This window comes from Mycobacterium sp. (genome assembly GCF_036488105.1).
Lineage (GTDB): Bacteria > Actinomycetota > Actinomycetes > Mycobacteriales > Mycobacteriaceae > Mycobacterium.
The window spans coordinates 1-12,860 of record NZ_DASXHW010000396.1 but is presented as its reverse complement, the minus strand read 5'-3'; the positions used below and the strand labels follow the sequence as shown (position 1 = coordinate 12,860).

Annotated in this window: 10 protein-coding genes; 2 read left to right on the top strand and 8 right to left on the bottom strand. The window is 63.7% G+C overall.

The window, feature by feature from the left end:
- The 6 genes from VGH54_RS21020 to VGH54_RS20995 form a co-directional block, all read right to left on the bottom strand.
- On the bottom strand, positions 1–430 hold a 430-nt coding region (locus VGH54_RS21020), incomplete at its 3' end, for a YceI family protein (RefSeq protein ID WP_414688761.1).
- 5 nt (positions 431–435) lie between these two features.
- Positions 436–1,449 (bottom strand): alcohol dehydrogenase, encoded by a 1,014-nt coding sequence (locus VGH54_RS21015; protein ID WP_331514018.1) that lies wholly within the window; start codon positions 1,447–1,449, stop codon positions 436–438.
- 16 nt (positions 1,450–1,465) lie between these two features.
- Complete coding sequence (locus VGH54_RS21010; RefSeq protein ID WP_331514017.1) at positions 1,466–2,731, bottom strand: cytochrome P450; 1,266 nt, start codon at positions 2,729–2,731, stop codon at positions 1,466–1,468.
- A 19-nt stretch (positions 2,732–2,750) separates the two neighbouring features.
- On the bottom strand, positions 2,751–3,944 hold the full coding sequence (locus VGH54_RS21005; RefSeq protein WP_331514016.1) for an amidohydrolase family protein: 1,194 nt from the start codon (positions 3,942–3,944) through the stop codon (positions 2,751–2,753).
- Positions 3,945–3,979: 35 nt separating this feature from the next.
- Positions 3,980–6,196 carry an acyl-CoA dehydrogenase gene (locus VGH54_RS21000; protein ID WP_331514015.1) on the bottom strand — a complete coding sequence of 739 codons (2,217 nt, stop codon included), beginning with the start codon at positions 6,194–6,196 and terminating at the stop codon, positions 3,980–3,982.
- 6 nt (positions 6,197–6,202) lie between these two features.
- The gene (locus VGH54_RS20995; RefSeq protein WP_331514014.1) at positions 6,203–7,069 is read right to left on the bottom strand and encodes an amidohydrolase family protein; all 867 of its coding nucleotides are present in this window, start codon (positions 7,067–7,069) and stop codon (positions 6,203–6,205) included.
- A 198-nt stretch (positions 7,070–7,267) separates the two neighbouring features.
- Here VGH54_RS20995 and VGH54_RS20990 point away from each other — a divergent pair, with 198 nt between their 5' ends.
- Both VGH54_RS20990 and VGH54_RS20985 read left to right on the top strand, forming a co-directional pair.
- Positions 7,268–7,894 (top strand): TetR family transcriptional regulator, encoded by a 627-nt coding sequence (locus tag VGH54_RS20990; RefSeq protein ID WP_331514013.1) that lies wholly within the window; start codon positions 7,268–7,270, stop codon positions 7,892–7,894.
- A gap of 149 nt (positions 7,895–8,043) precedes the next feature.
- Positions 8,044–9,411, top strand: a complete 1,368-nt coding sequence (locus VGH54_RS20985) for a cytochrome P450 (RefSeq protein WP_331514012.1) — start codon at positions 8,044–8,046, stop codon at positions 9,409–9,411.
- Positions 9,412–9,441: 30 nt separating this feature from the next.
- Here VGH54_RS20985 and VGH54_RS20980 read toward each other — a convergent pair whose 3' ends face one another.
- The gene (locus VGH54_RS20980; RefSeq protein ID WP_331514011.1) at positions 9,442–11,988 is read right to left on the bottom strand and encodes an excinuclease ABC subunit UvrA; all 2,547 of its coding nucleotides are present in this window, start codon (positions 11,986–11,988) and stop codon (positions 9,442–9,444) included.
- Positions 11,989–12,076: 88 nt separating this feature from the next.
- Positions 12,077–12,860 (bottom strand): hypothetical protein (locus VGH54_RS20975; RefSeq protein WP_331514010.1); only part of this gene is annotated, 784 nt, incomplete at its 5' end.

Here is a 12,860-nt window from a genome sequence, read left to right as displayed (position 1 = left end):
CGCTGGATTCGGCCGACATTCGCCACGAATCACCGAGATCCTGTGTGCGCAAGTCTATTACGTGTTCTCGTGACTTTCCCCTGATGTGAAGCTTGCCGGTCAGGCGGTATCCGTCTTCGGTCTTGTCGATGGTCTCGGCGGTGAAGCGGATCTCGGGGAATCGACCGGCATCCAATGACTTCAACGCATTCGACCGCACCAGAGTTTTCTCGGGACCGGACAACCCTTTGACGCCGCCCTCGCCGCGCAGCACCTCGAACGAGTCCGTCTCGACCGCAAGTTCCGCGGCGACGGGCTGGGCACCGGCCCACCTCACAGTGGCCTGCCACCGCGTCATCACGATGGTAAGACGATGACCCATTCGGGCGGCCCTGCCCTTGACGCCGGTGCGAATGAGCAGTTCACCGTCGGATGCGTCCAGGCGCCACACCTCAGTCACATGGTGAGAACGGTGCGGTAGTGCGCACGCCCGTGCTCGAGCGTCGAGTAGCCTTCCGCGGCTTGCGACAGAGGTAGCTCCTCGATCCAAGCCCTCACGCCCGACAAGACCGCGAAATGCATTGTGTCTTCGACCTCTTTCGCGGTCCCAGACGGATGGCCGACAATGCTGACCCCTGGCGTTATCAGCTGAATCGGGCTGATCGGCAGCGGCTCAGGCGTGACACCGATGGTGACGAGCTCACCTTGGGGCGCTATGCCACCGACCGTTGCTGCCATGGCATTCGAGTTGCCCGCGGTAGCCAACACGACCGTCGCACCGCCCAGGGCCTTCAGCGCTTCGGCGGGATCATTGGCGGTTGAGTCAATGTAGTGATGGGCGCCGAGTTTCCGGGCATCGTCCTCTTTGCCGGTGCCCCGGTTGATCGCAATGGTCTCGAAGCCCATCGCACGGGCGAACTGCACCCCGAGATGACCAAGGCCGCCGACACCGAGGATCGCCACCCGGTCGCCGGGCAACGCCTTCGTGTGGCGCAGGGCGTTATACGTGGTCACGCCGGCGCAGCCCATCGGGGCTGCTTCTGCGTCAGAGAGCTCGGCCGGTATCCGGGCCAGCGCACTGGCGGGCACAGTCACCGACTCCGCATATCCGCCGGGATACTGCCAGCTCGGGACCTTGCCGTTCTCGCAGTGAATGAATTGACCTTTGCGGCATTGATCGCAGTGGTAGCAGCACCCGCCGAACCACCCGACCGCGACACGATCGCCGACCGCGAAACCCTCGACGCCCGGCCCGAGTTCGGCAATTTTTCCGGCGATTTCATGGCCGGGGGTCAACGGCCACGACATGCCGGGGAATCCGCCCGAAACAAAGTTTGCGTCAGTGCCGCAGATCCCGCACGCGGAGACCGTCAGCCGTGCCTCATCACGACCCGGGGGCTTGGTTTCGACGTCGACCAGCTCTAAGGCTGCGCCAGCGGACTCTACGTGGACAGCTCGATGTGTGGCCATCGCTTGAATATAGGTCTTAGTGCGCGACAGGGCATTTCGCTGCCCCGTTGGTGTGGTAGTCGACCTGCCAGTGCTTGATCCCGTTGAGCCAGCCCGACCGCAATCGCTGCGGAGTGGCCAACGAGGTGAGGTCGGGCGTGAGGTCGGCAATCGCGTTGAACATCAGCTCGATGGTGAGGCGAGCAAGGTTGGCCCCGAGACAGTAGTGGGCGCCGGTACCGCCGAAACTCAAGTGCGGATTGGGATCTCGCAGCACATTGAACGAAAAGGGGTCGTCGAACACGTCTTCGTCGAAATTCGCCGATCGGTAGAACAGCGCAAGCCGCTGGCCCCGCTTGATCGGCGCGTCGCCGAGTTCGGTGTCGCGCAGTGCGGTGCGCTGGAACGCTGTGATCGGTGTTGCCCAGCGGATGATCTCGTCGGCAGCGGTCGGCGGGCGTCGCTCCGTGAACATCGCCCACTGTTCCGGGTTGTCGAGGAACGCCATCATGCCTTGAGTGATCGAGTTGCGGGTTGTTTCATTGCCGGCGACCGTCAACGTCACCATGAACAGCCCGAACTCCTGGTCGGAGAGTTTGTGACCGTCGACGTCCGCCGTAATCAGCCGGGTAACGATGTCGTCACCGGGATGGTCCGCCTTATCAGCGGCGAGTTGCATGCCGTAGGACATCAATTCGCCGGCCGATTCCAGCGCCTTGGACCCGGCGAACTCGGGGTCCTCGTCGCCTACCATCTCGTTGGTCCAGTGAAACAGCTTCGATCGATCTTCGAAGGGGACCCCGAGAAGTCCGGCCATCGCCTGCAGCGGAAGCTCGCTGGCCACCTGCGCCACGAAATCTCCGCTCCCGGCGGCGGCTGCATCCGCCACGATGTGACGAGCTCGCTGTGCCAGGTCGTCACGCAGCCGATCCACCGCGCGCCGCGTGAATCCTCGTGACACGATCTTGCGCATTCGGGTGTGCTGCGGAGCGTCCATATTGATCATCGAGAATCGCCCGGCCTCGATCTGCCCGCGTGCCGTCTCCTCGTCGACGTACCGAGGCACGATGCAGTTCTGAGCGCTGGAGAATACATCGCTGCGCCGCGACACCTCACGGATATCGCGGTGCCTGCTTACCACCCAGTAGCCGCTGTCGGTGAAACCTCCGACGCCCGTAGGCTGTTCGTTCCACCAGATCGGCGCTGTCTGTCGCAACTGACGTAATTCCTCGGTCGGAAGACGAGTGGCGTACACATCGGGATCGGTAAAGTCGAACCCCTGTGGCAGTTGCGGTTGCGTCATGCTGACATTCACAGATCGATCAGACTGGTTTGCGGAGCGACAACTGAAGTCCGTTGTCGCGCATAATGGTTCGACACTCCTCGGGGGTGTAGTCGAAGTTCTCCAGGTCCTTGACGTAGGACGCCGGATCGGCCAGACCCTCGACGTGGGGGAAATCCGAACCCATGATGATCTGTGTGTCGCCGAGCAGTTTCAGCAGGCTGGCCAGTTCGTCTTCGTAGAACGGCGACACCCACACATGGCGTTTGAACGTCTCCCGCGGGTCCTCTTGGTAGATCTGCGGGATCTGGCCGTAGGACTTGGTCAGCTTTTCGAAGAGATGGAACACCCAATCCGAGCCGCTCTCAATGGAAGCCATCCGCAAATTAGGGAAGCGCAGGAACAGTCCGTTGTGAAGGTGGTTGGCGAACGTATCTTGCAGTGCGTTACCGGAGAACAGGCTCCGGAAGCCAAGCAGCGCCTGGAACGACATCATGTAGTCCGATTCGCCCCACGCCGGCATGAATTTCGAATAGTACGTCTCGCCTGAGTGGTAGCATACTGTGACGCCCGAATCGTTTGCCAACTGCCAGAATTCGTTGAACATGGGGTCGCCGGGCGGGCGCATTCCGACCGCGGTCGTGATGGGGCCGGGAATCATGACGATGAAACGCGCGTCGCGATCCAGTGCCCACTCGAGCTCGCGGACTGCATCGTCCGGCTTGCATAAGGTGATGTACGGCGCGGCGAAAATTCGGTCCTGGTAGGCGAATCCCCAGTCCTCGTCCATCCAGCGATTGAACGCCCGGAACGTCGCGACCGTCGCATCCAGATCCGGCAAGAGTGCCTGCTCCATCCCGACTCCGAGAGTCGGCAACAGGATGCAGCCCGCCATGCCCTGTTCGTCCATCAAGGCGAGCCGCGCGTCGCGGTCCCGATACGCCGGCGGGATCGGCTCCAAGTCTCCGAAAAGCGCGTTCAGATCAGCGCCTCTGGGGTTACGGCCACGGAAGTACTCGTCGAGCGCGCCGGGCTTACCCACCGGGTCGAAAGTCGGATTCGGGATGAACCTGTTGACCCTGCCACCGACCAGGAGACGTTGCTTGCCATCCAGTTGGGCCCACTGGATCGCGCGCTTCTTGAACTGCGGATCTATGTGTCGGGTGAACGCGTCGAGGGCTTCGTAATAGTGGTTGTCGCAATCGAAGAATTGGAAGGGAAGCTGAGTCGTCATCGCGGTGGGTGTCCTTTCTGTGGCGACGTGGCTATTCAGTTGCGCGGCAAGCCCAGGACCATCGATGCGATGACCGTCAGCTGGATTTCGGGGGTTCCGCCGCCGATGAGTTCGGCGGGTGCGTCGAAATACGGTTGGACAACCGGCGGTTCGGACTTTTCCAACATTGCGACGCGGCCGGTCAGGCCGAGAGTGGCAGTCCACGCGCGACGCAACAACGTGACCATCGCGTACTTGGCGATGCTGGAGGTCGGGCCGGGTCCCTGGCCCTCCACCAGTCGAAGGGTTTCGCGCAGCACCATGGCTTTGATTGCGGTGCTATAGGACTCGATGTCGCCCAGCGCCCGCACCGCGACATCCTGCTCGGGACCGGGTATTTCGGCCACCCTGCGAAGCGCGTCTGCCCGGTCGATGCTGACGTAGTTTCCGATAGCCGTACGTTCGACCGCCATGGTCGATACCGCCAGGGTCCACCCGTCGTCAGGCTTACCGACGAGCATGTCGTCGGGCACGAACACGTCGGTCAGAAACACCTCGTTGAATTCGAAGCGTCCGCTGGCCTGTTTGATCGGCGAGACGTCGACACCGGGTGACGTCATGTCGACGAGGAAGTAGCCGATGCCGCGGTGCTTCTTCGCGTCGGGATCCGTTCGGGCCAGCAATGCTCCGAACTGAGCCTGGTCCGCCAACGACGTCCAGATCTTGTGCCCGTTGACCAGCCATCCCCCGTCGACCTTGGTGGCCCGGGTCGATAGCGACGCCAGGTCCGATCCGGCGCCGGGTTCGCTGAACAGTTGGCACCATCGCTGCACGCCATGCACGATCGGCCACGCGAAGCGCTCACGCTGCAGGTCCGATCCGCTGTTGAGAATGGTCGGCAGGATCCATTCGGCGATCCCTAGTGATGGTCTGATCATTTCGGGACGTTTGCCGAACTCGTCGGCGATGATCACCTGCTGCACTGCCGACGCACCAACACCCCACGGCGCGGGCAGATTTGGCGCCACCAGCCCTGCGCGTGCCAGCAGGTCGCGTTGCGGCCCAGTGGCCAAGCCGGGGGTTCTGATGTCGCCGGAATAAGGATGGTTGGATCGCGTCAGCGCCTGGTCCAGCGTCGCTGCCACCTGCGCCCGAAACTCGGACTCGACGTCGCCCAGGTTGATTGCGGTGGAGCGCTTGCACGTGCGCGCCAACTCCCCCACCTCCCGGGCCCAATGGGTCATCGGACCCAACGACGCGGCCAAGCTGGTGGCGCGTCGCCAGTACAGGTGCGTGTCGTGCTCCCACGTGTAGCCGATCGCGCCGAACATCAGCAACGCATCCAGCACCAGATCGGGGGCTGCGGCCACCGCCATCACCGCGGCCGAAGAGGCAGCGAGACGGTGCTGCTCGATGGACTCATCTGCTGCCCGGACCGCGTCCCAGGCCGAGGCCGTCGCCAGTTCGGAGTTGACGAGCAGCGTCGCTGCTTTGTGCTGCAGCGCCTGAAAAGCGCCGACTGGTTTGCCGAACTGCTCGCGGGTGCGGATGTATTCGATGGCGGCGTCAGCGCAGCGGCGCACTGCTCCCGCGGCGGCACAGGCGGCAAGGGCCACCACGACGCAGCGGGCCCGCTCCGTCGAGATGCCGGATATCTCCGCGATGTCGGGCACGACGTGGTCGGTGAGTCCCAAGGCACCGACGTCGGTGCTCAAGTCGGTGCCTTCTTGCGAGTCGATCGTCAGGCCCGGGCCCGGTGTGACCACGAACCATCGTTCGTCGCCATCCGGGGTACGGGCTGCCAGCAGAATATGTTGTGCCGCAACGAGTCCCAGCGCTGATCCCGACGATCCGCTGAGTCGCCACGAGGCCCCTTCGGGCACCGCTTGGACGTCGCAGTGTTCGGGCAGAATCACGACCGCCGTCGCGCCTGCAGCCAGATCGGTCAGCAGCGGCTTGGCTGAGGCATCTGCCAGATTCGCCACTGCGCTCGCTGTGATCGTGCTCAGCAGCGGACCAGGCAACAACGCCGCGGCGGCCGCCTCGACCACGCAGGCCATGTCGGCCAGGGTGCCGTCCTGGCCGCCGACATGGCCCGGTAGGTGCACGGCATGAAAGCCACTATCGACGAATTCCGGCCACCAGGACGGTATTTCGCCGGACGCAATCCGATCGAACTCGCCACGAGTCGTGTCGATGGGCGCGTGCCGAGCAGCGAAACGGTTCACGGCGTCGACGAGCTGCTCCTGCTCGACGGTGATCGCCAGCGTCATCGACCGTCAGCCTTCCAGCCCGAGAACACGAGCGGCGTTGCCGTACAGGAACTTCGGCCACACCTCGTCCTTCAGCGGAACATTGGGCAACTCGCTGAAGATCCGCTCCAGGGACAGGCCCATCGGAAAGTAACCGGCGTAGAGGATCTTGTCGGCGCCGCGGGAATTCGCGTAGTCGACAATCGCCTTCGGGTAGTACTTGGGTGCGAACGCCGATGTCGAGTAGTACAGGTTCGGCCACTTCAGCATCAGCTTGACGGCCAGGTCCTCCCACGGTTCGCAGCCGTGGCGGGTGACGAACACCAGGTCGGGAAAATCAAACATCACGACGTCGATTCGTGAGACCTCTTGTGGCGCAAAGGGAACCCGCGGACCGGGGACTCCGGCGCAGACGAAGATCGGAATGCCGAGGTCAACGCAGGTGGCATAGATCGGATACATCTTCGGGTCGTCGATGGGGACCTGCGGAAAAGTTCCCGCGGGGAACACCGACGTGGCGCGGATACCGAACTGCTCGTAGTCGCGACGAATCGCATTCACCGAGCCCATGACGTCGTTGGGGTCGACGAGTGCGCCGGAGGGCACGAAGCGGTCCGGGAACGTCTTGAGCGCCAGCTGCGCGGAGTCCTCACCGACACCGATCATCGCCTTCTCGATACCGAATCGGTCCATCTGCGCAAGCACCAGCGACACTGGGTCGTCGGTCGGCAGTTCCTTCGGCACGTCCTTGAACATGTACTCGACCGGAAATTCGAAATCCTCCTTGGACTCCCGGTCCTTGGTCTGTTTGCGGATGAAGTCGTACTGGGCGGAGCCCTCGTGCGGAAAACCGACCATGGTGTCGATCACCGGCAGTCCCACCGGTCCGGGCATGAAGTCCTCCGATCGCACTAAAACATCGCGCGAACAACGCCGCCGCCTGTCTATACTGAAACACAGTTCTACTTCTGTCAAGGTCGAGCGACGCTTCTAGCTGGGATAACCTCCTCTGATCCGGGCGGATGTCGTAGTATCGAGCCAGAGATCAAGAAGGCTGTTCTGTTCTAATGTGAGGCCGAGACCGGAGGTCGCATGGTCAACGTTTCGATCGCACGTCCTGAATCCTCCGTCGTTCCACTCGCGGATATGACCAGCCGGCAGCTCATCCGGCGCGCCGCCGTCATCGAAGCGGTCATCGACCTGATCGCCGAGGTGGGCGCGGACGCCGTTCAGATGCGTGACGTTGCCAAGCGCTCCGGAGTCGCGCTGGCCACCGTCTACCGCTATTTCAACTCGAAGGACTATCTTCTTGCGTCGGCGCTCGAGGAGTGGCAAAAGCGACTCACCCGTCGCATCGTCGCGTCGCGTGGGGTCCGGGGTGATCAAGATCCGCTGCCGGGCATTCTGGACTACCTACGACGCGCCCAGCGTGCGTTTCACCGCAATCCCAATATGACCACGCTGATGTTCCAGACGACGACATCGACCGATTCCGAAGCCAGAGCGACGATCGATCAGATGAATCGCACGAATACCGAAATGTTCAACCGACTTCTGGAAGGCGTTGCACCGGAGGATGTTCCAAATATCACCTTCGGATTGAACGCCGCGTTGAGCAGCTCTGTCGCGGGGGTTCTCACCGGCATGATGACGTTGGAGGAATCGCTGAGTCGCGTCGAGTGGGTTGCGCGCACGCTACTGGCAAAGTGCTTAACGTAGTTCGCTATACGCGTCGACAAGCTGCTCGAGTGAGAAGCCGAGGTTCAAACCGCTCGGGTTAGGCAGTAGCAGGCCAGCGCCCGCTTTCCGAGAAAAGCGATCGTCCGCAGTGCGTAGCGGCGGCTGGGCACGGCATAATTCTTGGTGCAATGACCGCGACGATCGACAAACTCGATGTGGCCACACTCCCGCTGGCCCCGAAAAATCCGCTGCCCATTCGGCAGGCGCTGTCAGCGGCGCGGGTTTTGCACACCGGACTAGTACTGCTGAGCGAGGCCGGCGGACCGGTGACCCGCTTCAAACCGCTGCCAAAGTTCGTTGCCCCGGCCCTTGTGCTGGTGACCTCGCCGAGCGGGGTGCGCGATGTGTTGGGACGCACGGACGGAGTCACCGAGCGATGCCAGATCCACCAGGAAGTGCGAAACGTGGCTGGCGACAACCTCTTTGTGCTGCCCAACAGCGAATGGGTTTCGCGCAGACGCGTACTACAACCGGTATTCACCAAACAAAACGTCGACGGCTTTGGCAGGCACATGACGCAGACGGCGCAAATGTTCGCCGATCACTGGCGCGAGGTAGCCGAAGTCGATCTCGACGCTGAGTGCCGCCGACTGGCCATGCGGTCGCTCGGCCGCTCGATTCTCGGTGTCGACATCAACGAATTCGGTAACGAGATCGCACAGAACATGCACGTGGCATCGGCCTACGCGACCGATCGTGCATTACGGCCGCTACGTGCGCCGCGGTGGCTCCCGACGCCGTCACGCCGTCGCGCTCGCGCCGCGGTTGCGACGATGCGCCAGGTCACCATGGACATCCTGCAGGCGTGCCGCGCAGATCCGACCCGCGATGCGGCGTTGGCGCAAGCGTTGATCGCGGCCACCGACCCAGACACCGGCCGGCCGCTCTCCGACGACGACATCTGCAGCGAGCTGCTGATCTTCATGCTGTCCGGCCACGACACAACGGCGACGATGCTGACCTACGCCTTGTGGGAGCTGGGGCACCATCCCGACATACAGAACCGGGTCGGCGCCGAGGTTGCCGAGATCGGCGACAGAGAACTGACGCCCGACGATGTCCCCCGGCTCGAGTACACCACCCAGGTACTCAAGGAGTCGTTGCGACTGGTCCCGCCGGCCGCGGGGGTCGGCCGGGTGGCGCTCCGTGACATCGCGGTGGACGGCTACCGAGTGGAAGCGGGCAGCATCGTGGCCGTGGGGATCAGTGCCCTGCACCGGGATCCGGCATTGTGGGAGCGCCCGCTGGTCTTTGACCCCGATCGGTTCAGCCCGGAGAACTCCAAGGACCGCGACCGCTGGCAGTTCATCCCGTTCGCGGCCGGGTCACGTTCGTGCATCGGTGAACACTTCGCGATGCTGGTGACAACCCTCGCGCTCGCCACCATCGTCCGGTCTGTCCGGATCCGTTCGACGGACAACGACTTTCCGCTCGAATCGCCGTGCACCACTGTGGCAAAGGGGTCCATCCCAGCCCGTGTCGACGCACGGCGGTGAAACTGGCAGGCACGAAAAACGACAACTTCTTCAGCGAGTAGCAGACGGCGCCAACCGCTTTGCCAGATACGGCGCCGTGCGGCTGTGTTTCGCGCGTGCCACCTTCTCCGGCGGACCCGCCGCAACGACCCGACCGCCGTCGCTGCCGGCTCCCGGTCCCAGGTCAATCACCCAGTCCGCACCCGCGACCATCCGCATGTCGTGTTCGGCGACCACCACGGTATTGCCCGCGTCGACCAGGCGGTGCAGTTGACGATCGAGCAGATCCACATCGGCGGGGTGAAGCCCGGTGGTCGGCTCGTCAAGGACGTAGAGCGTGTGCCCTCGCCGGGGTCTCTGCAGTTCAGAGGCGAGCTTGATTCGCTGCGCCTCGCCACCTGACAGCTCGGTCGCGGGCTGTCCGAGACGTAGGTATCCCAGTCCGACCTCACGTAGCGTGGTCAGGCTCCGCGCTGCGTTGGCGATGTCGGCAAGAAACTCCGAGGCCTCATCGACGGTCATCGCGAGCACGTCGGCGATCGTACGGTCGCGATAGCGCACCTCGAGTGTCTCGTCGGAGTAACGCGCTCCTTGACACGCCGGGCATGTGGCGTATGTGCCTGGCAGGAACAACAATTCGACCGATACGAACCCCTCCCCCTGACAGGTCGGGCAGCGACCTTCGGCTACGTTGAATGAGAACCTGCCCGCTGTCCAACCGCGGCGACGCGCCTTCGGGGTCGCGGCGAATTCGCGGCGCACGGCGTCGAACAAGCCGGTGTAGGTCGCCAGCGTCGAGCGCGGCGTGCGTCCGATCGGGCGCTGGTCGACCGATACCAACCGGTTGATCTCCTCAACCCCCGCTGCCGTCACACCGACGCTCGCGTCGTGATCGAGATCGACGATCTCGGTATCGGCTCCGTCGTCGTCGGATTCGGCCGGCTCGGCGGCGCGCCCCGTGCCGAGATGGCTGTTCACAATATCGCCGAGGACCTTGACGACCAGCGTCGACTTGCCTGAACCGGATACTCCAGTGACCGCGGTGTACACACCAAGTGGCAGGTCTACGTCGAGGTCTCTCAAATTGTGGAAGCAGATCCCGCGCAGCCGCAGCCGCCCGGACTGCGTGCGGGGTTGACGAGACGGTGGCCTATCCCCCTCGAAAAGGTATCTGCGAGTGATCGACTCCTCGATGTCGACGAGCCCTGGCACCGGCCCGCTGTAAAGCACCTTTCCGCCAAGCTCCCCCGCCCCGGGCCCGACGTCGACGATCCAATCGGCACGGGATACAACGTCCATGTCGTGCTCGACCACGAACAACGAATTGCCCGCGCGCCGCAAGCGATCAAGCACGTCGAGTAGCGGTTCGGCGTCGGCGGGGTGCAGTCCGGCTGACGGCTCGTCGAGCACATAGAGCACGCCGAACAAGCCGGCGCGCAGTTGAGTGGCCAACCGCAACCGCTGCAGTTCGCCGGGTGACACCGTCGGAGTGCGGCGACTCAGCGTGAGATAGCCGAGGCCGAGATCCACGAGTATCTGCAGGCGTGCGACGAGATCGGCGGCGATCATGGTCGCCACTTCCGTCAGCTCACCGGACTCCGTTGACTCGTAGGCGGCGGCGGCATCGGTCCGAGAAGCCGTCGGGCGCAACGTATCAGCAAGACCGGCCAATGGCATCGCCACGTAGTCGGCGATGGTGCGCCCGGCGAAAGTCACCTGCAACGCCTCCGGCCGAAGCCCGGAACCGTCGCAAATGGGGCACTCGACGCTGTCGACGAATTGCAGTACGCGGCGACGCATCATCGCGCTATGGGAGTTGGCCAGCGTGTGGCGGACGTGGCGTTCGGCACTGGAGAACGTGCCGTTGTAGTAATAATCGGCCTGCACGGGGTGCTGGCTCGGATCGATTTCGACGGTGGGCTGCTCGTCGGTGAACAGAATCCAATTGCGTTGACGCTTAGAAAGTTTCCGCCACGGCTTGTCGATGTCGTACCCCAGCGTGACGAGGATGTCGCGTAGGTTCTGGCCCTGCCACGCACCCGGCCATGCGGCAACGGCGCCTTCGCGGATGGTCAGCGACGGGTCTGGTACCAGTGTCTCTTCGGTCACCCGATGGATTCGTCCCAGCCCGTGGCACTCGGGGCACGCACCGACCGCCGTGTTCGGCGAGAACGCATCGGAGTCCAGTCGCTCTGTGGCCCCCGGCGGGTAGGTGCCGGCGCGGGAGAACAGCATCCTCAGCAGATTCGACAGGGTGGTGACGGTGCCGACCGTCGACCGCGAGGTCGCCGAACCCCGGCGCTGCTGCAAAGCGACGGCGGGCGGTAGCCCGGTGATGTCATCTACCTTCGGCGCGCCGGTTGGCAATAGCAGGCGACGGGCGTACGGAGCGACCGATTCAAAGTAGCGGCGCTGGGCCTCGGCATAGATGGTCCCGAAGGCCAACGACGATTTGCCGGATCCGGAGATCCCGGTGAACGCGACCAGCGCGTCACGCGGCGCTACGACGTCGACACCCCGTAAATTGTGGACCCGCGTCCCGTAAACGCGCACACAAGGGTCGATGTCATCCGTGCTTCGGTAGGACATTTCTGTCATCGTGCTCAGACGAGTACCCGTGCTGGCGCCGCGCAAGCACGATGTTTGCTGCTCGACCACCGGGCCCGACGCCTCGATCGTTCCTCGGCTAAGACTCCCCTAAGCTCGATTGGCGCCCGGAGGAACCGCTGTCGGATTCGGTGAAGCGTTCACGCTGCCTAACGCCGTAGGCCGCCGCCCTGACCACGCGGTCGTCTTCGAGTCCAGACCCCAGCGCCCCGCCGACCGTGGAGACCGACCCCAGCAACCACGCCAACGTCAGGTAGTCGGCAATGCCGACCGGATGGCCGAGGGTACTGGCGAACAGTTCAGGCGAAAGGATGACAACTGCGGCGCCCAGCAGCAGGACGAACAGGGCCACATACAGCACCGTGACGCCGATCGTGAGCGTCACTAAAGTCGCGGTGTTGTACAGCACCGATCGGCCGCGCTCGGTGAGCGACTCCGGCCGTTCCCAGAGCTTGTGATCCAGGATCAGCCAGGCCACCATCGCCGTGATCGACAGGATGGTCGCCGCGCCCATGCGCCAGGGGCCCATCGTGTCGGAGAATAACCAAATCTCCTTGGTGGCCAGCCCGAGCGCGCCGCTGGCGAACGCAACCACCAGGACCCGGGATAGCCCCGTTACCAAGCGCCAGGGGCGATTGGCACGCACCATGCCAACTAGTAGCCGCAGTCGTCGCAGCCCCCTGGGGGCAAAGTAGCGGATCCCCCCGTCGGTTCGCGCATACGGAAGCCGCCCGGCGCGCCCCATCGCCAAGCCGGGCACCCCGATCATTTGGCCAATCACCAATGCCACCACTTCGCGCACCAGGCGCGGCACAAACGAGGCGCCGAGCCCCGGAACGGATATGAGCGCGAACCGGTGCTTG